The sequence below is a fragment of the Ochrobactrum teleogrylli genome (assembly GCF_006376685.1).
In the GTDB taxonomy this organism is placed as follows: domain Bacteria; phylum Pseudomonadota; class Alphaproteobacteria; order Rhizobiales; family Rhizobiaceae; genus Brucella; species Brucella teleogrylli.
Genome location: NZ_VEWL01000021.1, coordinates 20,865 through 41,178 on the forward strand (window position 1 = coordinate 20,865; position 20,314 = coordinate 41,178).

Consider the following 20,314-nt stretch of genomic DNA (forward strand, 5'->3'; position numbering starts at 1 on the left):
CGGACATTTCATATAAGGGAACGACGACAGTAATGCCATATGCAATGCTATATTATTACATATGCCCCTTCACATTCGCGCCATCGGTATGAACCCTAGGATTTGAACCGCACCAGATCGAAGCGATGGACATCGCGCAGCAGTTCGACAAAGCCGGATACGGCATTGGCGATCAGCTTTTCGCCTGCTTCCGCCGTTGCTGCGGCAGCGTTGCCTGCAACGCCTTCCGGGTTGAGATCGTGCATCTTCCAGCCAAATGCGTGCGGACCATAGGCGCGCAGGAACTTGAATTCCTCGGCGTAGCGTGACTGGGCGTTGCTGAAATTGCGTGCTTTCGACATATCCACCAGATCGGGCCGCAGCGCCAGCATCACCGAGGTTTCGATAAAGCCGCCATGAATATCGAGCGCCTTTTCTTCCGGCCTGATCAGGCCGTCCGGCAGGCCGAAGCGGGTCCAGCTCGTCGCGACTGCGAGCATGCCGAGCCGGACGCGCAATTCGGTCGCCACGATGGTCATCAATGGCGAGTTGCCGCCATGGGCGTTCAGCATGACCAGCTTGCGGATGCCGCCCGCATGCAGGTTTTCGCCGATGCCGATCCACTGGTTGACCGCTTCCGAAAAGGCAAGGCTCTGTGTGCCTTCGGTATCCATGTGTTCGATGGAATAGCCGACTGGCTGCACCGGCAGGAAATTGACGTTTAGACCAGCCGGTATCGCCTCGCCAACCCGCGCGGCAATGCCTTCCGCGATGATCGTGTCCGTCTCGAACGGCAGGTGAGGGCCATGCTGTTCGTGTGCGCCAAGGGGCAGGACGACAATCATATCGCTGTTCTGATCGCGCAGTTCCGTCATATTTTCCTCACTGTTTTTTTCTGGTGGTCGAACCTAACGTCGGTTCGCCGGGGGGGCAACCCAAGCGGTAAAAACACCGCCCCTCACTTCAGCGAAATGTTTTTAACCTTGTTGTTTCATAAGTCGGACAATATTTTACGCTATAAACATCTCCGGCAATGTCGATCGAGCGACAGAATGAAGTCGCAACAAAGGGTGAGGTGGCGATGAACAAGGACAATAAAGCGGTTGTACTTTATCGGCTGCAATCCGTGGCGCGTCTTTCAAGAACAGTTCTGGCCACACGGCTTCTGGAACAGGGACTTTATGCCGGACAGGATGCGGTCATGCTGCAACTGGCCGCTGAAGACGGTCTCACACCCGGCGTGCTTGCGCAGCGGCTTGGCGTGCGCCCGCCAACCATCACCAAGACGATTGCCCGCCTGCAAGGGCAGGGTTTTGTCGCCAAGCGTGCATCCGATACCGACCAGCGCCAGTCGCATGTTTATCTGACGCAGGCGGGACTTGAGACGATCAAGGCCATCGAGAAATCCATTCGCAAGACCGACAAGGACATGCTGAAGGGCCTCGACAAGAAAGAGCGCAAGACGTTCCTGAAAATGCTGGGTCGTATGGAAGGCAATCTGGCGCTGCGCGGTCTGTCGCGTGTGGCGGAAGAACCGTCCGCCGATGCCATTGACGACGACGAAGCTGAATAAGCGGCGGCGGTTTCAGCTTGATGCCAAAAATACTTTCAATTCAATAATTGCAATGGCATAACCGTTTTAATGATGACGCCCTTGTGACATGTGACGCGGGGCTTTCGTAGCATGGACCGTTGGGGGAGGCGACTTGGCCCAGAAAATCAAGCTTTCGACCATCGCTGATGCGCTGGGTGTTTCGACGGCTACCGTTTCGCTTGCGCTGCGCGACAGTCCGCTTGTTGCCGACCAGACCCGTGAGAAGATCAAGGAACATGCCCGCGCCATCGGTTATATCTACAACCGCAGGGCAGCGAGCCTGCGCACGTCGCGGTCGGGGATTGTCGGTGTCGTGGTGCACGACATCATGAACCCGTTTTTCGCGGAAATTCTGAAATCCATCGAATCGGAACTCGACCGGTCCCGCCAGACCTTCATTCTGTCCAACCATTACGACCAGCTGGAAAAGCAGCGCACCTTCATGGACACGCTTTTGCAGCTTGGCGCCGACGGGGTGATCATGTCGCCCGCCATCGGTACGCCGCCGGAAGATATCCAGATCGCCGAGGATAACGGCCTGCCGGTCGTTTTCATCGCGCGCAGTGTCGAGGGCGTGCATGCGCCCGTGTTTCGGGGCGACGATGCTTATGGCGTCGGCCTTGCCACCAATCACCTGATTTCGCTTGGTCACAAGCGCATCGCAATGATCGGCGGCACTGACCAGACCTCGACCGGTCGCGACCGTTATCGCGGTTATGTTCAGGCGATGGAGAAGGCCGGGCTTGAAGTGCGCGACGACTGGCGCATCGCGGGTCCGCGCACCAAACAGGGCGGGTTTGAAGTCGCGCCGCAGTTCCTCGCCTTGAAGGACAAGCCGACGGCTGCCGTGTGCTGGAACGACCTGACCGCAATCGGCCTGATGAATGGCATCGCGCGCGCCGGGCTTGTGCCGGGCGACGACATATCCGTCACCGGCTATGACGATCTGGAAGAGGCGGCGATTGCAACGCCTGCGCTTACGACCGTCTGGAACGGCCAGCGCGAGGTCGGACGCCGCGCCGCCCGCGCTTTGCTCGATCAGCTGAACGGTGTCGAGGTTGCCTCGACGCAGGAACTCATCAAGCCGGAACTGCATATAAGGCAATCGACGTCCAAGCCTAAACAGCCCTGATTTCCACGCTCCGGGTCCGGTTCAAGCTGACCGGCTACCGGTCTCCCACGAACTGCGAAATGCCCAGAGGAATATTGTCATGACCAAGCGCGACGCAACCGTTCTGGTGCTCGGTAACTTCAACGATTATGCCGTCGAACGCCTGTCGGGTGAGTTTTCGGTACGCCGCATCCCGCGCGGCGACGCGGCGCTCGTTGATGCGGCCTGGGCTGGCGATGTGCAGGGCATTGCCAGCATGTCCACCGTGGATGCCGCGCTCATCGACGCTTTGCCCAATCTGAAGATCATCGGCAATTTCGGCGTCGGTTATGATGCCGTCGATGCCAAACATGCCGCCACCCGCAACGTGATGGTCACCAACACGCCGGACGTACTGACCGACGAAGTGGCCGACACGGCGCTCGGCCTTTTGATCGATACGGTGCGCGAATTGTCGAAGTCGCAGGAATTCCTGCGTGCGGGCCGCTGGGAAAAGGAAGGCCGCTATCCGCTGTCGAAGCTTTCGCTGCGCGGACGCAAGGTCGGCATTTTCGGCCTTGGCCGTATCGGCAAGGCGGTCGCCCATCGTGTGGAAGCGTTTGGCCTGCCGGTTTCCTACCATAACCGCCGCAAGGCGGAAGGTGTCGCTTACGATTATTATCCAAGCCTGCTTGAGCTGGCCAAGGCGGTCGACACGCTTATTCTGGTTGCGCCGGGTGGTGCGGAAACGGCCAAGGCGGTCAATGCTGACGTGCTGCAAGCACTCGGTTCCGATGGCGTTCTGATCAATGTCGGTCGCGGCTCGCTGGTCGATGAAGACGCGCTGGCCAAGGCTTTGAATGACGGCACGATTGCGGCTGCGGGACTGGATGTTTTCTCCAACGAACCATCCGTGCCGCAGGGCCTGCTCGATGCGCCCAACACGGTTTTGCTGCCGCATATCGCATCCGCATCGCACAAGACCCGTCAGGCCATGGCCGATCTGGTGATCGATAATCTCATTGCGTGGTTCGATACCGGCAAGGCGATCACGCCGGTGCCGGAGACGGAGCATGTTATGGGGGTAGGGAGCAAGTGAAATGGCAGTTTAATAGGTGTTTCGAACCTGTTTTACTTCCGTGTCGATTGTACTCTGCGCTGGATCGATTTCCCGACGCGCCTTGCGACCAAATATTGCCGGGTTGCGAGAATATTTCTCGCAACGTTGCGGTAATTCTCTGCTCAAATAATAATTATATATTCCAATTTTATTTCATTAATATCTTGGGATTAGATGGGTTATCTGTAATTAATATATGTATATTTAAATAAGAAAAGAATTGTTTTCAATTTGGAACTCATGTATCTAAAATATGGGGTGTAATTTACCTGAAATCTGCTATATTGAATATATTATAATTGTAAATTTTATATATTTGGAGTGTATTATGCGTACGATTATTTTTAGTGCTCTGGCGCTGTTCGCGTCTGTATCAGTATCTCATGCTGATTTTCAGTGTCCCGCTGGACAACCGGCATGGCATGCCGCGGACGATGAAGGTACCGATTATTATATCTATGGACCGCATGGCCTTGATTGGGGAAAACCTTCTGACGAGGATCAGGGAGGTAAGCTCTATCTGGAAAGGTGGGATGACGGGGGGATTACCTGGCGAGTTTCGGTAGACCGAACATTTTCGAACGGTGTATCAACAAGCTACATGGTGTTCCCTATCGATCCCAAAAAGGCAGAAGAAGTCGGTAACAAAGAAGACGAAATCACCGTCCCCTACGAGACGATTGATGAAGATGGGCAAGAGTTTAAATACCTTGTTGTATCCCCTTTAATGCAGCAGGCTTGGTATGCGGGAGGGTTTAAAGTTGAGAAGTTTAATAATTCGGCTGCAAAGCTAGGAAAAGACCCTATCGTTGCGCCGAACGTCTATAAGAAAATCGATTGCAATACGAGAAAATGACCAAGGGAAGGTAGTAGGGGAGTAAGTGAAGAAGGAGCTTGATCGACGCCACCGCGTCAATCACCCTATTCCCCTATTCCCCTATTCCCCTATTCCCCTATTCCCCTATTCCCCTATTCCCCTATTCCCCTATTCCCCTATGCTCCCGCACCGCCTCGCCAAACGCCTCGAATATCTTCCGCGAGGGGGCATCGGACTGGACCCAATATTCCGGGTGCCATTGGACGCCGACGACAAAACCCTTGGCGTCCTTGACGGAGACGGCTTCCACGGTGCCGTCTTCGGCCACGGCTTCCACTTCAAGGCGCGGCGCAAGCCGGTCGATGGCCTGACGGTGCACTGAGTTCACCTTTACGCTGTCTTCTTTCAAAATTGCGCCAAGGCATGAATCCGGCTTGATCCGGATCGGGTGCTGGATCGCGAAACGCTCGGCCTGACTTTCGGATTGCGGCGCACGATGGTCCATCCGGCCCTGCAATTCCTGAATTTCGGTGGCCAGCGTGCCACCCAGCGCCACATTCAATTCCTGAATGCCGCGGCAGATCGCCAGTACCGGCACGCCTTTTTCAATGGCCGCGCGGATCAGTGGCAGCGAGGTCGCGTCACGCGCATCGTCATAGGGTTCGAAGGCCGCACTCGGCTCGACACCGTAGAGGGCAGGGTTGACGTTGGATTTCGAGCCGGTGATCAGCACGCCATCCACCGCGTCGAGAATGGCGTCGAGATCCATCTTGTCGCCGAAGCTTGGCACCAGAAGCGGCGTCACTTGCGCGACATCGATGGCCGCAGCCAGATATTGATCCGGCGCTGCATGCCAGGTGTAATTCTCGAAAGGTTTGACGTCAGTCGGTACGGCAATGAGGGGGCGGGACTTCGACATAGCACTCAAATCCATGAATTTGGCTCTCAGCCTTCTGCAATAGAGCACATCCTCAAAACTGTGAAACAGTTTTCGGATAAGATGTGCGTGAATGAAGGCTTCTGCAATTGGCAGGAAGTGTCGTCTTTTCATCACGCTCGCGCGGCTTTTGTGTATTGTCTTGATCTGAAGCGTTTTTTGCCTCTATGCACGGGTTAAATGCCGTTATGAATGTCCTGGAGCGGTTCCGGTTAAGACGATTTGTGGAACCGCTCTATCTATTTGTTTTTGAGCATTATCCTACGCATCGAAGCGGGATAAGAAATCAGTCCAGCGAATTGATTTCCCCGCGCAGACGCTACGCACTTTTGCTGGAAATGCTCTAATAGGGGTGAAAATGGATTGGCAGTTGAGGGGATGCATGACTGACGATCAGCTTTTTTCCGTCCGGGGCAAGGTCATTGCCGTGACGGGAGGTTCCTCGGGTCTGGGCCTGCGCATGGTGCATGTGCTGGCGGGCCATGGAGCAAAAGTGATCTCCATTTCGCGCACGCATGCCGGTGAAAGCCTGTGTCCGTCGGGCGGCGAAGTTTTGGAAATCATGGCTGATGTAACCCATCCTGACGAAATCATACGCGCCTTCGATGAAGCCGAGCAGCGTTTCGGGCCGATTACGACCCTGTTCAATAATGCCGGTGTGGCCCATATGGCGCGGGCGCTTGATACGACACGCGATATGCTGGAGCATATTTTCGAGGTCAATGTGGCTGGCGCTTTCTTCGTGGCGCAGGAAGCCGCGCGCCGCATGATCGCTCATGGCGCAGGCGGTTGCATTATCAATACGACCAGCATTCTGGGCGACAGGCCGCAGAAGGGTGCGGCGGCTTATTCCATGTCCAAAGCCTGCATTACCCAGATGACGCGCGCGCTCGCGCTTGAATGGGCCGGGCACGATATCCGCGTCAATGCGATCTCTCCGGGCTGGTTTCCGACCCGAATCAACGAGGAACAGCTCAGCGGACCCGCCGCAGGCTACTTCAAAGGGCGTAATCCACTGCGCCGCCTTGGCGAACCGCAGGATCTTGACGGCGTGGTGCTGATGCTGGCCTCGGATGCCAGCCGCTATATGACCGGCACAATCGTCAATGTGGATGGTGGGCACAGCCTTTGAATGTGTCCATCCGAGCTAGCGATTTATCCGGCTCTGGCAGGCTTTCATCCGGGTTTCCTCCAGTGGTTGTGAAATCCCGGCGATATTCTCTAGTTTTGCTGTAGATCACCCGTGAAGAGCTGATGCCGGGGAAGGCGAAATACAGCCCGTTTTCGCGCTCTGCTTTCGCGGTCAAATTGTTTGAGGTGCTTCGCTTTAAAAGCTTATGGTTGTATTGCTGTTCTCCAGCTTGCAGATAAGTTGTTCCCGTAAAAATAGTTGGGATACATCTTATGGTGGCGGTGGTAACAGCTTGTGGTTTCATTTCGCGAAAGATATTTTTAAGTCATTAGTGCAATAATCGCCCTCACGATAGGGACACAAGCAAGGACATGTGGCGAAGCCGTAAACCTGACATACCTGCAGACGTGCGGCTTTCTTTCATGCGATCACTTTATGGTAATCGCACTACGCTCTGGTTTGGCTTGCTGGCCCATGTGGTGGCCTGTGTCGTCATTTATGTAAAAACACTCGACTGGCATTTCATCGGCTTTGCCGGGCTTTTTGCTGTGGTCGCTCTCGGTCGTCTCTACGACATGCGGCAGTTCGATCGCGCCAGGCTCACCCAACTCACATCCGCCGATCTCGACCGCTGGGAATTGCGCTATCTCATAGGCGCTTCGCTGGTCTGCGCAACGCTCGGCATGTTGTGCTTCTTCTCGATCTTCGTGCTGCGCGATCCCTTTGCCGAACTGGCGAGCCTGACCATTTTGCTGGCTTCCGTCGTTTCCATCGTCGGGCGCAATTATGCCTCGGCGAAGGCGGTCGTTCTGATGTCGATCTGCACGCTCATTCCGGTTCTGGCCGGGCTCGTGCTTGCGGGGACTCCCTTTCACATCATTATCGGCCTGCTGCTGATCCCGTATTTCCTGTCCAATATCGAGATGGCGAACGGCCTGCGCGAATTTCTCTTCGCTGCCGTCATGGGCAAGCGGCGCCTGTCGATTGTGGCCGGTCGGTTCGATGCCGCGCTCAACAATATGCCGCAGGGCCTTCTCATGCTCGACGGCCAGAGCCGCATTGCGGTCATCAACAACAAGGCCAAGGCGATGCTGCGGATCGCCGAACACACCAAGCTGCACGGGCGCAGGCTGGAAGTGCTGCTGCGCTATTGCGCGCGGGAAGGGCTGTTTCCGCACAACGACATGACCAATGTGCGCGCCCGCATGACCGATCTCGTTGCCGGGCGCAAGACACGCGACATTTTTCAACTTTCCGGCGAGCGCTATATAGAATGTATCGGCAACCAGACTGTTGGCGACGGCGCGGTTCTCATGTTCGAGGACGTGACGCAGCGTGTCGAGGCAGAAGCCCGCATTCAGCATATGGCGCGGTTCGATGGTCTGACCGGCCTTCCGAACCGTAATTATTTCGAGACCATGGTGCGCACGCTGCGCGCCCACCAGCCGTCGGACAGTTTTGCCGCTCTGGTCGTCATCGACATCAACCACTTCAAGCATGTCAACGATACGCTTGGCCATCACACGGGCGATGTGTTGTTGCGGCTGTTTGCGGAGCGGCTTTATTCGCTCGACCAGCAGCGCTTTGTGGTGTCACGATTCGGCGGCGACGAGTTCGTGGTGTTTGTGTTCAATCTTCAGACGCAAGCCGAAATTACCGGCGTGATGGATCATATCACCTCGGTCGTGTCCGGCGTTTATGATCTTGATGGCGATCATGTGCATATCGAGATCAGCGCCGGTATCGCGATTGAGAATATCGCAAGCTGCGATGTCGGAAATATGCATATCAATGCCGATCTGGCGCTTTACGAAGCAAAAGGTCATGAAGACCGGCAATGGGCAGTTTTCGTCGGCGCGATGGATACCAAATATCGCAGCCGCCAGAAGCTCAAGGCCGATCTCCGGCAAGCCATCGGCAATAATGAAATCAAGGTCGTCTATCAGCCCATCGTCAGTGCGCAGTCTCTGCGCATTGTTGCTTGTGAAGCACTGGCGCGCTGGGAGCATCCGGAGCTGGGCAATGTGCCGCCTGCGGAATTCATCCCGCTGGCTGAGGAAATGGGGATTATCACCGATATCACCCGCTTCATGCTGGAACAGGCCTGCATGGATTGCCTGACCTGGGGGGACCGCATCGGTGTTTCCGTCAATCTGTCGGCCATCGACTTGAAAAGCAGCGAGATTGCTCGTGATATCGCCGCAGCCTTGCAGAAATCCGGGTTGCCTGCGCATCGGCTGGAAGTCGAGGTGACGGAAAGCGCGATCATTGCGGACCGCAACAAGACGTCGATGGTTTTGCAGCGGCTGAAGAATGCAGGCATCAACATTGCGCTCGACGATTTCGGCACGGGCTATTCCAGCCTGAGCTATCTCAACACGCTGCCGCTGACTAAGGTGAAGGTGGACCGTTCCTTTGTGCGCGACATCACCACCGACCGCCGGTCGCTGATGCTGTTGCGCGGTGTGACGCAGCTTTCGCACGAGCTTGGTCTCGGCGTGACCGTCGAAGGCGTGGAGACCGAAGAACAGCTGGCGCTGATCCGCGTTGCCGCCGGTGCAGATCTGGTGCAGGGTTATCTTCTCGGCATGCCGCTGCCAGCCGACACGATCGGCTCGATGACGACGAAATCCGTCACATGGCGCGAGGGCGGCCGTACGGTTGCCTGAAGCAGCGTCGCCTGCTATACTGATAATTATTTCCATTATATTTTAATTATAATAATATTATTGTATTATTGGGGGCTTTGATGAGGATTTCGTCTCGCAATAAGCTATTTATTTCTATTGCTTTATTATTATTTATTTGTGCCATTGTTGCTGTTTTCTGGGGACGAATTCAAACGGCTTGGATTGTTCATCAATACGTCCAGACCTTCAAGCCCGAGAATATAGACGCGAATTTCCGTAGTCTTTACATGCAGTATCCGTCGGTTCGCGTTGCACGTGAAGGCGAAATCAGTCCGCTGTTGAAGGCGGAGCGTCCATTGCCGAACCGTTTCTTTTATAAAGGCGCGATGCGCGAGCTATCTGAATGGCTGGAACGAAGTAAAACTACGGGTTTCATCGTTTTGAAAGACGGTGTCATCGTTCATGAGGAATACAGGCGCGGCAATTCGGAAAAGACGCAGGCCATAGCGTTCTCGGTGTCCAAGTCGTTTGTTTCATTCCTTGTTGGAAATGCGGTGCGCGATGGCCAGATCAGTTTGAATCAATCAGTTGATTACTACGCACCAATTCTCGCAAGCGGCGGTTATAAGGGGGTCACGGTCAAGAATGTGTTGCAGATGGCTTCGGGCATCAAGTTCAGCGAAGACTATGGCGATCTGAAATCCGATATTGTCCGTTACATTACGGAACTGAAACGCGGATCGATTAACCGGTTTACAGCCGGACTGGTGAGTGAGCGTCCGCAGGGAACGGTCAACCACTATATATCTTCCGATACGCAGGTGTTGGCGATGGTGCTGGAAGGCGCAACCGGCGTACCTTTTCAAAAATACTTTGCTGACAAGCTCTGGACTAGGCTTGGCGCAGAGGCTGATGCGTATTGGCTGACGGACCTAACCGGCGAAGTCGCGGCCGCAGGCGGGTTCAATGGGGTATTGCGTGATTATGCCCGTTTTGGTCTCCTCTATCTGAATGAAGGGAAGAACTTTCGCAGTGAAGAGCTGGTCCCTGCGCAATGGGTGCATGATTCGGTAACTCCGGATGCACCTTACCTTTTGCCCGGGCGTCCCGGAGCGTTACGCGATGTCCCGTTTGGCTATGGCTATCAGTGGTGGTTGCCGGTCGATTATCAGGGCGATTACGCTGCGATCGGGATATATGGTCAGTTCATTTACGTGAACCCGGCCAAGAAAGTCGTGATCGCAAAGACTTCGGCTTACTATAATTATAATATTGACGGGCAAGAGTTAGAGAACGAGTCCATGCACGCATTCCAAGCTCTCGCCAACGCATTATAGGCGGCTTGCGGCGAAGGTTTCGCCAAACGGTGCTTTCAGAACATAGGACGCGTTTCGATCCGGAGATCAGATCGAAACGCGTTTCAGCCTGTTTCTTTTAAAGGGTATTCGGATGACTTCCTTTCAATCTGTGGAGGAAATTCAGCACCTCGGCTTGCAGTGAGGTGGATGACACCAAAAGGGGGAGGAGCCGAAGCAATAAACAGTTGAACTTATACCTTTACATGAAGGGAAAGCTGCTTATTCTGCGCGCTGAATTGAAGTGCATGATTTGCATGATTTGGTGGTGCGGAAATCGCTTATATGACTGATTCAGCTGTTTCGGGGGAGAAGCCGCCGCTATCCAATTTTGCGCGACAGCTGCTGCATTTTCTGGATCGTGTTGAATATCGACGGATCGTCCATGCGGAAGATCTGGAAGAGATCGGTCGGCTTCGTTATCGTTCCTATCGTACCCGCAATGTGATGGACGAGGCCGAAGTACCGTCCATCATCGATGATATCGACCGGGACAGCCACGCTTTCGTCTATGGCGTGCATGTCGACGGGCAGCTTGTCAGCACATTGCGCATTCATCACATCACGCCCGATCATCGCAAGGGAACGAGCTATGCTCTGTTTCCCGATATTCTCGATCCGCTGCTCAATAGCGGCATGCATTTTGTCGATCCGACCCGCTTTGCCGCCGATCCCGAATTGCTGAGCGAATATCCGGCCATCCCCTATATCACACTGCGCATTGCGGCAATGGCGTCAGAATTCTTCGTGGCAGATCAATGCCTTGCCTCGGTGAAACCTGAGCATATGGCCTTTTACAAGCGCATCTTCGGCACGACGATGATGGCCGATGCGCGCGAACATGCGGGCTATGGCATCAAGGTCGGGCTGGGTGCAGCGCCGATCCGCAATATTCGCGATGCGGTTGCGGTGCGCTTCCCGTTCTTCAAGTCATTACCGCGCGAGCGGCAGGCGATGTTTGCCGATATGCGGGGCGGCTCCGTGCCGCTGACCATCATGGCGACCGCGAAATATACCGGCCTCGGCGCATAAACTGTTCTAAACATTTAAATGTAGCGCATCGCGCGAATTCGATTTACCAACACTGCGGAACCGCTTCATGCGGAGAGAGGGTTGGCTGCGACGAAAAGACTTGCCGTATAGGCCGGGCTTTTGTTGCGGACACGTTGAAGATTGCAGGTGTTTTCGCTTAACATCATGGATGTTGGGTGGAAAATCTGAATGGGTGGAACGAAAATGGCAGAACATCATACGACGGCTCCGGCTGAACTTGGCGCACCGATGGACTATGCTGAGCATGAGAAAACTTATGCCGGTTTCACGGGCCTGGTTAAATGGGGCACGGTGGCGCTTGTCGCCCTTATGATTGCCATGGCGTTCGGCTTTTTCGCTGGTGGTTTCTTTTCCGCGACCATTCTATTTGTCCTAGTCTGCGTCGCCGCCTGGTTCATCCTCTAGCGCATTGACGCGGGCTGGATGACGACATCCGGCCTTGCGAAAATGCAGCAAGATCTAAGAGCGAACCGGGATTAACCCCGCATGATTTGATCGAATGCCTTGGCGTGGGTTACCATGCCGAGGTTTTATGCATGTCTTAGCACTACAGTCGCATTCTTCGCCATGCCGGGCTGCAACCCGCAATTTCCTGCGCACCGGTGCTCGCGTACCCAAAAGTACGCTCCGCTCCGATGCTCGAAAATCACTCGTTTCGCCACGGCCTGACGAATTTGCAACTGTCGTGTCAATATCAGTTCTTATGAAAGAGTCTCATTTGAGAGGCTCGCAATTCTGCCCGACCGCAAGGCCGGATCAAGCCCGGATCAAGACCATGAAAGGGAAACCAGCTTGGCCCAGACGTTATTTATCCCGCTAGAGAGTGACCCCAACGAGACACGCGTTGCGGCATCGGCGGAGACGGTGAAGAAATTCATCGCGCTCGGCTTCGATGTCGTTGTGGAAAAAGGCGCCGGTGAGAAATCGCGCATCCCCGATGCCGAGTTTACGGCAGCGGGCGCCCGCATCGGCACGGCGGCGGATGCCAAAACGGCAGATGTTGTCCTCAAAGTGCGCCGTCCTACGGATACGGAACTCAAAGGGTATAAATCGGGCGCGGCGCTTTTTGCCATGCTGGACCCTTATGGTCATGAAGACGCGGTGGCAGCACTTGCCAAGGCTGGCGTTTCGGCTTTCACGATGGAATTCATGCCGCGCATCACCCGTGCGCAGGTGATGGACGTGCTATCGAGCCAAGCGAACCTTGCCGGTTATCAGGCGGTGATCGACGCGGCGGAAGTCTATGACCGCGCCATGCCGATGATGATGACGGCAGCGGGTACGGTTCCAGCCGCCAAGGTGTTCGTGATGGGGGCAGGCGTTGCGGGTCTTCAGGCCATCGCAACGGCACGACGTCTCGGTGCGGTCGTGACGGCAACTGACGTTCGCCCGGCCGCCAAGGAACAGGTCGCCTCGCTCGGCGCGAAATTCATCGCGGTCGAGGATGATGAGTTCAAGGCTGCCGAAACCTCTGGCGGTTATGCCAAGGAAATGTCGAAGGAATATCAGGCGAAGCAGGCCGCACTCGTCGCCGACCATATCGCCAAGCAGGATATCGTCATCACCACGGCGCTCATTCCGGGTCGTCCGGCCCCGCGTCTGGTGTCCAAGGAAATGGTTGCTTCCATGCGTCCGGGTTCCGTGCTGGTCGATCTCGCGGTCGAGCGCGGCGGCAATGTCGAAGGAGCTGTCGCCGGTCAGATCGCCGAGGTCAATGGCGTCCGGATTGTTGGTCATCTCAACGTTTCGGGCCGCATTGCCGCGAGTGCCTCGCAGCTTTATGCACGCAACCTGATCGCTTTCGTGGAAACGCTGGTCGACAAGGAAACCAAGCTTCTCAAGATCGATCCGGAAGAAGAACTGGTCAAGGCGACGCTTCTGACCCATCAGGGCAAGATCCTGCACCCGGCCTTCGCCAAGGCCGATGCCGCGCCTGCTGCTGTCGCTGAAAAACCGGCTGCAAAGCCGAAAGCCGCACCAAAGCCGAAGGTCGCAAAGGCAGAAGTCGTTGGCGATGCAGCGAAACCTGCTGCACCGAAAGCGGCGAAAAAAGCGCCTGCAAAAGCACCGAAGGCTGCTGCAAAGTCTTCGTCTTCCCCCAAGTCTCCAGTTGATGGAGGAGAGGCATAATGGCCGAAACTAGTCTCGATAAAGCTCTTGAGAGCTTGAACCAGGCCGCGGATGCCGTCCGTCAGGCTGCGGAAAATGCCGGTGGTCTGGGTGACGCTGCGGCGGCTGCCGCGCATGCCGCATCGGGCGGCGCGATCGATCCGTTCGTGTTCCGCTTTGCGATTTTCATCCTGTCGATTTTCGTCGGCTATTACGTGGTCTGGTCGGTTACGCCTGCGCTGCATACGCCGCTGATGGCCGTGACCAACGCCATCTCATCGGTGATCGTGGTGGGTGCGCTTCTGGCGGTTGGCCTTTCTCTTTCGGGCTGGGCAACCGGCTTCGGTTTCATTGCGCTCATTCTGGCGAGCGTCAACATTTTTGGCGGCTTTCTGGTCACCCAGCGCATGCTCGCCATGTACAAGAAAAAAGAAAAGTGAGGCTGAACCATTATGAGCGTTAATCTCGCAGCCTTCCTTTATCTCGTCTCCGGCGTGCTGTTCATTCTGGCGCTGCGCGGCCTGTCGCATCCGACGACCAGCCGTCAGGGCAATATGTACGGCATGATCGGTATGGCGATTTCCATCGTCACCACGCTTCTGCTGGCGCGTCCAAGCTTCGGCGGTCTGGCACTGATCGTCGTCGGCATCGCCATTGGCGGCGGTATCGGTGCGGTCATCGCGCGCCGTATCGCCATGACGGCCATGCCGCAGCTTGTTGCCGCGTTCCACTCGCTGATCGGTCTTGCCGCCGTTCTGGTGGCCGCTGCCGCACTTTACTCGCCGCATTCCTTCGGTATCGGCGAAGTGGGCCAGATCCACGGTCAGGCGCTGATCGAAATGTCGCTGGGTGTCGCCATTGGCGCGATCACCTTCACCGGCTCGATCATCGCCTTCCTCAAGCTTGACGGTCGCATGTCGGGCAAGCCGATCATGCTGCCGGGACGCCATGTCATCAACGCGGCTCTTGCCGCAGCCATCGTGCTGCTGGTTGTTGTGCTGGTGAATACCGAAAGCCATTTCGTGTTCTGGCTGATCGTGCTTCTGTCGCTGGTGTTCGGCGTGCTGATCATCGTGCCAATCGGTGGCGCGGATATGCCGGTCGTGGTCTCCATGCTCAATTCCTATTCGGGCTGGGCAGCGGCAGGCATTGGTTTCACGCTTGGCAACTTGGCGCTGATCATCACCGGCGCGCTGGTCGGCTCTTCGGGCGCGATCCTGTCCTACATCATGTGCAAGGGCATGAACCGTTCGTTCATCTCGGTCATTCTCGGCGGCTTTGGCGGCGATACGTCTGGCGGCCCGGCTGGCGAGGTTGAACAGCGTCCGGTCAAGCAGGGTTCTGCCGACGATGCGGCCTTCATCATGAAGAACGCTTCCAAGGTCATTATCGTGCCGGGCTATGGCATGGCGGTGGCGCAGGCCCAGCACGCGCTGCGTGAAATGGCTGACAAGCTCAAGGCGGAAGGCGTGGAAGTCAAATACGCCATCCATCCCGTGGCTGGTCGTATGCCGGGCCATATGAACGTGCTTCTGGCCGAGGCCAACGTGCCTTACGATGAAGTGTTCGAGCTGGAAGACATCAATTCGGAATTCGCGCAGGCCGATGTGGCTTTCGTGATTGGCGCCAATGACGTCACCAATCCGGCGGCGAAGACCGATCCGAAGTCACCGATCTTCGGCATGCCGATCCTCGATGTCGACAAGGCAGGCACGGTTCTGTTCATCAAGCGCGGCATGGGCTCCGGCTATGCGGGCGTGGAAAACGAACTGTTCTTCCGCGACAACACCATGATGCTCTTCGCCGATGCGAAGAAGATGGTGGAGAGTATTGTGAAGGCGTTGGATCATTAAGAAGGGAATAGGGGAGTAGGGGAATAGGGGAGTATGTTTGACTTGCAAATATACGGACCGTATTGCCTTACTCCCTTACTCCCTTACTCCCTTACTCCCTTACTCCCTTACTCCCTTACTCCCTTACTCCCTTAACATCGCATCCTGCAAAGCGCGCAGTTCGGCGATCTTCGATCCGGGCTGCGGCGCGGCGTTGGCATAGGTGATCAGTTCGCCCTTCTTGATCGGCGCGATGACCGAGCCGTTCTGGAGCAGGCCGCAGGGAATGGCCTTTGCCGCACGCGCTTCCGGCGTTGTCATGATCCACGAGCGATAGCAATATTGGCCAATGGCATCGAGACGGTCGCCGGGCCGCAAATCCTTCTTGGCAACCGCGCAGACTTCCGCCACCGGCTTCGGCAGCGGCACCATGTCGGTTTTGCCGTGCAACACCACGCGCGCCACGGTCAGAGGCACTTCCAGCGAGGTGAGGTGGAAGGGGCGGTGGAAGGTGAAATAGGGGCCTTTGCCCATTTTCAAATCTTCCAGACGCTCGACAAGGCGCGGATGCTCCATCTTGGCAATGACGAAGACGCCGGGCGACACGCCGCGTCCGATGGAATAATCGACCACGCCGGATTTGTTGAGAACGCCGCCGTCTTCCTTCGGGATCAGGGTGCGATTCAACTCGTCGATTGCGGCCTTGGGGCCGTGCATGCCCGCGATGTCCGGCACAAGCCCGGTGGCGTTGGCGATGGCCGCCATTTCAACCATGGTCTTGGAACCGTCGACGAATTCGACCAGCAGGCGGACATTCATGTTCCGGCGGTCTGCTTCTTCCTGATAATCGTCGGGGATCGCATCGAAATTAAGCGGATTGTTCTTGCCCTTGCCAGCCGCGACAACCTTGTGCCCCATGGCGGAAACGAATTCGATCAGTTCCATGCAGGAAGAGGGTTCGTCGCCGGCGCCCAGCGAATAAATCACGCCCTGCTTGTCGGCCTCGGCCTTGAGATAGGGGCCGATGGTGACATCGGCCTCGACATTCATCATCACGAGATGCTTGCCGTTGCGAATGGCCTTGATGCCGGTTTCAGCGCCCACTTCCGGAATGCCGGTGGCGTCGATGACGACATCAATCAGCGGGTTGGAGAGGATCAGGTCATTGTCGCCGGTGACGGCAATCTTGCCGCTCTCAATGGCGCGGGTCATCGCGGCTTCGCTGTTGGCTTCCTGCGCATTGTCTTCATCGCCATAGGCGGTGCGCACGGCCTTGAATGTGTTGGGCAGCCTGCGGGCGGAAAGTGCGCCGACTTCGATGCCCTGCATCCGCGCCACCTGCGTGACGATATCGGTGCCCATTTCGCCAGCGCCAATCAGACCGATGCGGATCGGCTTGCCGGTTTCAGCCCGCGCTGCAAGATCGCGTGCCAGTCCAACCAGTGCCACATTTGTCGTCATGAAACTCTCCGCAAAATGTCAAAGCCACACAGGCGAGATAAATTTGTCACGCTTGTGTTGATATAGGTGCGTAATAGACGAACAGTCTCTATATCAACACCGACAGGCGCGCACCCCCAATCAGCGCGACAAAATATGCATCCCTTTATAGGGCCACTGGAGCCAAAATGAGCAGTGTATCCCCCTTTGATCTTGTGATCTTCGATTGCGACGGCGTTCTCGTCGATAGCGAAGTTCTGTCCTGCCTCGCTTTCGAGCGGGTCTATGCCAACCATGGCATGGAGCTGCCGCAGGGTACGGTGGCCAAGGGCATCGGCATGAAACAGGCGGATATCATGAAGATGATCGAGGATATGACCGGCCATCGCCTGCCAGATGGCGTCGATGGCGAGTTCTGGCCAGCAACGCGCACACTTTTTGCGGAATCGCTGGAGCCGACCGTGGGTATCGCCAATTTCCTGCGCGAACTGCCGCAGAAGCGTTGCGTGGCATCGTCATCGCACCCGGAGCGTATTGCGTTCAGTCTGGAGAAGACCGGCATCAGCCATTATTTCGGCGATGCGGTTTATTCGTCCAGCATGGTGAAGCGCGGCAAGCCTGCGCCCGACCTGTTCCTGTTTGCCGCCGACAAGATGGGCGTCGATCCGGCGCGCTGCGTGGTGATCGAGGATTCGCCCTTCGGTGTCGAAGGCGCGATTGCAGCGGGCATGACCGCCTTTGGTTACACCGGCGGCGCGCATACCTATGACGGTCATGCCGAGCGTCTGTCGTCCAAGGGTGCGCATCAGGTTTTCACGCATTGGGATGATATCGCCCGGGAAATTCTGGTTGCTGCCTGAAGTTTATGAGGTAAACAAAGGGCAAATCAGTTCAGCAGGAATAGCCAGCCAATGAAAGACGCAATCACGCTCGACCAGTTGCGCGAAGCAATCGGCACGGAAATCGGATGTTCCGAGTGGCGCGAAGTCACGCAGGAAATGATCAACCAGTTCGCCGATGCGACCGACGATCATCAGTTCATCCATGTCGATCCGGAACGCGCGGCCAAGGAAACGCCTTTTGGCGGCACCATTGCGCATGGCTTTCTGACGCTGTCGCTTTTGTCGACGCTGGCTTATGAAGCGCTGCCGATGCTGGAAGGCGCGACCATGGGCATCAATTACGGCTTCGACAAGCTGCGCTTCCAGTCGCCGGTCAAGACCGGCGCACGGGTGCGCGCGCGCTTCAAGCTGGCCGATGCGGATATTCGCCCATCGGGCCGCGTCGTGAATTATTACGACGTGACGCTTGAAATCGAAAACTCGCTCAAGCCTGCGTTGACGGCCACCTGGCTGACGATAGCCGTCGTGGAGCCGCCGCAAGACTGAGCATCAGGCCGCTTCGCGATATTGCACCGGCAGCCGTCCTTCTTCATCGAGAGGGGCGGCTTTTCCTTTATGCGTGGTCATCAGCTCGCGAAAGAAAAACGGGCCATGCAGGAACATGCCTAGGTCGTAAAAATTCTTCTTCTCGGCGCCGCGCACATAGAGAAGGTGCATCAGGAAGAAGTTGCCCTTGGAGCGCTTGTAGCGGTTTTCGCTGTGCACATTCTTGAAGCGGATGCGATGAATGAGCGGCGGGTTTGCCGTCTTGATCTTCAGGGCGCTGGCCGGGTCTGAACCGTAGAAATGGATGATATCCGTCAGTACCTGAAATTCCGACCACAGGACCGGGCTATCTTGAAGCACGACGCGCACATCCTCGCGCAGCGCTTTCGCCCGTGGATGCAGCGCGATCATCATCAGGCAGGAGCCGACGGCCAGAAGCGATACCGGCTGCCTTATCAGAAGCTCGGGACGCTGGCGCTGAACGGCGGCAAGCGCCTCGACAGCTGGCACGGTGCCGAGACTATGCGCGACGATGATGACCTCGTCGGCCTGACTTTCTTCGATCTTGCGCATCAGCGCGTCAGCGAAGGCCGTCCGACGCTGGTTCAGCTTCGCATTGCGGTCGTGAATGCGGTCATAGGCTGCCGACCAGTCGTCGAGCAGATAGGACATGAAGAACTTGTCGCCGGGCTTGCGCACCAGAAGCGTTGCAAGGAAGGCGGCGAGCGGGGCAGACCAGAGAAGATGCGGTACCGAAAAGCCAGCCACCACCGGCGCAGTGGCGATAAGGGCTGCAACAGCCAAAATGGCAAGCGACAGCAGGAAGGGCCACAGGAAGAACAGCACGAAGCGCCAGCTCGTTGTCAGGTAGCGCCAGAGCGTGCCCGTAAACAGGATGTTCATGAAGGCGAAGAAGCCGGTCAGCATTCTCTTCGGTGTCGAGCGCGCGGCATAATCATCGAAAATATCCGCGGTGCCGAACTGGCAGAACTCGGTCTCCGTACGCCAGCCATTGCCTTGTGTCACGGCCATTGTCGTGCCGCTATCGTTTGGTTCGTCCGTCATGGGCGGCAGCTTCGTCTTGGCGTTCCACAGCCGGTCGAAATCTTTCAACACTTGCGCGTGGCGCACACGGACGGCTTTGGGGTGCAGGCCTTCATAGCCTGTGAACTGGATAACGAGTCGCTTGCGGAGGGACATGAAACAAACAAATGGAATCAGAAAAGGGAAACGCCGCCGAAAGATCGGCAGCGCCGTACAATGTCTCCTTCTGGACGACTAATGAGGCCGAATTACGCGGGAAACAGCGGGTCCATTAGCGCATTCGGCCCGCGCGAACCATAGTGAATTGGTGTAAGGACGGTATTTCCTAACAGCGGTGGGCAAAGTTGCATGTTGAGGTGGACAGCCGGGGCTCTTTCTGGTATTAGCCAGCACCAATTTGCAGCGTTTCCGTTGCGAAGCTTGGGAGCCTTAGGGCGTTGCTCGGCCGGTCAGACCGGCTGAAATCGTTAAAAGACCCCCGAACGGCCTCAGGCTTAACCGAAATTCTAACCGATACGGGAATACACGTGCAGGTACTCGTCCGCGATAATAATGTTGATCAGGCTCTCCGCGCTCTCAAGAAAAAGATGCAGCGCGAAGGTATCTTCCGCGAAATGAAGATGCGCGGCCACTACGAAAAGCCATCTGAAAAGCGCGCTCGCGAAAAGGCAGAAGCCGTTCGTCGCGCTCGCAAGCTCGCTCGCAAGCGTGCGCAGCGTGAAGGCCTCGTTGGCGGCGCCCGCGGCGCTCGCTGATCGACCTCAAAACAGGCGCCGCTTTTGTGGCGCCTTTTT

The 20,314-nt window shown here is 56.4% G+C and carries 19 protein-coding genes; 15 read left to right on the forward strand and 4 right to left on the reverse strand.

The window, feature by feature from the left end; genetic code table 11:
* Positions 1-95: 95 nt before the first annotated feature.
* The gene (locus FIC94_RS21195) at positions 96-854 is read right to left on the reverse strand and encodes a creatininase family protein (protein WP_140026326.1); all 759 of its coding nucleotides are present in this window, start codon (positions 852-854) and stop codon (positions 96-98) included.
* Positions 855-1,060: 206 nt separating this feature from the next.
* Between FIC94_RS21195 and FIC94_RS21200 the strand changes: the two genes are divergently transcribed.
* From FIC94_RS21200 to FIC94_RS21215, 4 genes are all read left to right on the forward strand, one after another.
* The gene (locus tag FIC94_RS21200; RefSeq protein ID WP_140026327.1) at positions 1,061-1,552 is read left to right on the forward strand and encodes a MarR family winged helix-turn-helix transcriptional regulator; all 492 of its coding nucleotides are present in this window, start codon (positions 1,061-1,063) and stop codon (positions 1,550-1,552) included.
* Positions 1,553-1,685: 133 nt separating this feature from the next.
* Positions 1,686-2,705, forward strand: a complete 1,020-nt coding sequence (locus tag FIC94_RS21205; protein WP_109369625.1) for a LacI family DNA-binding transcriptional regulator — start codon at positions 1,686-1,688, stop codon at positions 2,703-2,705.
* Between the two features lie 79 nt (positions 2,706-2,784).
* Positions 2,785-3,762 carry a 2-hydroxyacid dehydrogenase gene (locus tag FIC94_RS21210; RefSeq protein WP_140026328.1) on the forward strand — a complete coding sequence of 326 codons (978 nt, stop codon included), beginning with the start codon at positions 2,785-2,787 and terminating at the stop codon, positions 3,760-3,762.
* A 349-nt stretch (positions 3,763-4,111) separates the two neighbouring features.
* A complete protein-coding gene (locus FIC94_RS21215) occupies positions 4,112-4,639 on the forward strand; it encodes a hypothetical protein (protein WP_140026329.1) in 528 nt (175 codons plus the stop codon).
* A gap of 121 nt (positions 4,640-4,760) precedes the next feature.
* Here FIC94_RS21215 and FIC94_RS21220 read toward each other — a convergent pair whose 3' ends face one another.
* Entirely contained in the window at positions 4,761-5,519 is a 759-nt protein-coding gene (locus FIC94_RS21220; protein ID WP_140026330.1) for a gamma-glutamyl-gamma-aminobutyrate hydrolase family protein, read from the reverse strand.
* A 400-nt stretch (positions 5,520-5,919) separates the two neighbouring features.
* On the opposite strand from FIC94_RS21220, the gene FIC94_RS21225 reads away from it, so the two are divergent.
* The 8 genes from FIC94_RS21225 to FIC94_RS21260 all read left to right on the forward strand — a co-directional run bounded on the left by FIC94_RS21225 (position 5,920) and on the right by FIC94_RS21260 (position 15,669).
* Complete coding sequence (locus FIC94_RS21225; RefSeq protein WP_109369621.1) at positions 5,920-6,669, forward strand: SDR family NAD(P)-dependent oxidoreductase; 750 nt, start codon at positions 5,920-5,922, stop codon at positions 6,667-6,669.
* A gap of 371 nt (positions 6,670-7,040) precedes the next feature.
* Positions 7,041-9,338, forward strand: coding sequence for a putative bifunctional diguanylate cyclase/phosphodiesterase (locus FIC94_RS21230; protein ID WP_109369620.1), 2,298 nt, complete (start codon positions 7,041-7,043; stop codon positions 9,336-9,338).
* 80 nt (positions 9,339-9,418) lie between these two features.
* Complete coding sequence (locus FIC94_RS21235; RefSeq protein WP_140026331.1) at positions 9,419-10,636, forward strand: serine hydrolase domain-containing protein; 1,218 nt, start codon at positions 9,419-9,421, stop codon at positions 10,634-10,636.
* Between the two features lie 303 nt (positions 10,637-10,939).
* A complete protein-coding gene (locus tag FIC94_RS21240; RefSeq protein ID WP_109369619.1) occupies positions 10,940-11,686 on the forward strand; it encodes an N-acyl amino acid synthase FeeM domain-containing protein in 747 nt (248 codons plus the stop codon).
* Between the two features lie 204 nt (positions 11,687-11,890).
* Positions 11,891-12,112, forward strand: a complete 222-nt coding sequence (locus tag FIC94_RS21245; RefSeq protein ID WP_109370289.1) for an aa3-type cytochrome c oxidase subunit IV — start codon at positions 11,891-11,893, stop codon at positions 12,110-12,112.
* 387 nt (positions 12,113-12,499) lie between these two features.
* Positions 12,500-13,837 (forward strand): Re/Si-specific NAD(P)(+) transhydrogenase subunit alpha, encoded by a 1,338-nt coding sequence (locus FIC94_RS21250; protein ID WP_140026332.1) that lies wholly within the window; start codon positions 12,500-12,502, stop codon positions 13,835-13,837.
* Entirely contained in the window at positions 13,837-14,256 is a 420-nt protein-coding gene (locus FIC94_RS21255; protein WP_021587083.1) for a proton-translocating transhydrogenase family protein, read from the forward strand. Before FIC94_RS21250 ends, FIC94_RS21255 begins: the two co-directional genes overlap by 1 nt.
* Positions 14,257-14,268: 12 nt before the next feature.
* Positions 14,269-15,669 carry an NAD(P)(+) transhydrogenase (Re/Si-specific) subunit beta gene (locus tag FIC94_RS21260; protein WP_109369617.1) on the forward strand — a complete coding sequence of 467 codons (1,401 nt, stop codon included), beginning with the start codon at positions 14,269-14,271 and terminating at the stop codon, positions 15,667-15,669.
* A 123-nt stretch (positions 15,670-15,792) separates the two neighbouring features.
* Here FIC94_RS21260 and FIC94_RS21265 read toward each other — a convergent pair whose 3' ends face one another.
* Positions 15,793-17,109 carry a 1-deoxy-D-ribulose 5-phosphate reductoisomerase gene (locus FIC94_RS21265; RefSeq protein ID WP_140026333.1) on the reverse strand — a complete coding sequence of 439 codons (1,317 nt, stop codon included), beginning with the start codon at positions 17,107-17,109 and terminating at the stop codon, positions 15,793-15,795.
* A 167-nt stretch (positions 17,110-17,276) separates the two neighbouring features.
* Here FIC94_RS21265 and FIC94_RS21270 point away from each other — a divergent pair, with 167 nt between their 5' ends.
* Together FIC94_RS21270 and FIC94_RS21275 are read left to right on the forward strand one after the other, a co-directional pair.
* Complete coding sequence (locus FIC94_RS21270) at positions 17,277-17,948, forward strand: HAD family hydrolase (RefSeq protein ID WP_140026334.1); 672 nt, start codon at positions 17,277-17,279, stop codon at positions 17,946-17,948.
* Positions 17,949-17,999: 51 nt separating this feature from the next.
* Positions 18,000-18,476 carry a MaoC family dehydratase gene (locus tag FIC94_RS21275; RefSeq protein WP_109369614.1) on the forward strand — a complete coding sequence of 159 codons (477 nt, stop codon included), beginning with the start codon at positions 18,000-18,002 and terminating at the stop codon, positions 18,474-18,476.
* A gap of 3 nt (positions 18,477-18,479) precedes the next feature.
* Here the strand turns inward: FIC94_RS21275 and FIC94_RS21280 are convergent, their stop codons facing one another.
* Positions 18,480-19,676: an alpha/beta hydrolase gene (locus FIC94_RS21280; RefSeq protein WP_140026335.1), complete on the reverse strand. Its 1,197-nt coding sequence runs from the start codon at positions 19,674-19,676 to the stop codon at positions 18,480-18,482.
* Positions 19,677-20,047: 371 nt separating this feature from the next.
* Between FIC94_RS21280 and rpsU the strand changes: the two genes are divergently transcribed.
* A complete protein-coding gene (rpsU, locus tag FIC94_RS21285) occupies positions 20,048-20,275 on the forward strand; it encodes a 30S ribosomal protein S21 (protein ID WP_078341232.1) in 228 nt (75 codons plus the stop codon).
* Positions 20,276-20,314 lie beyond the last annotated feature (39 nt).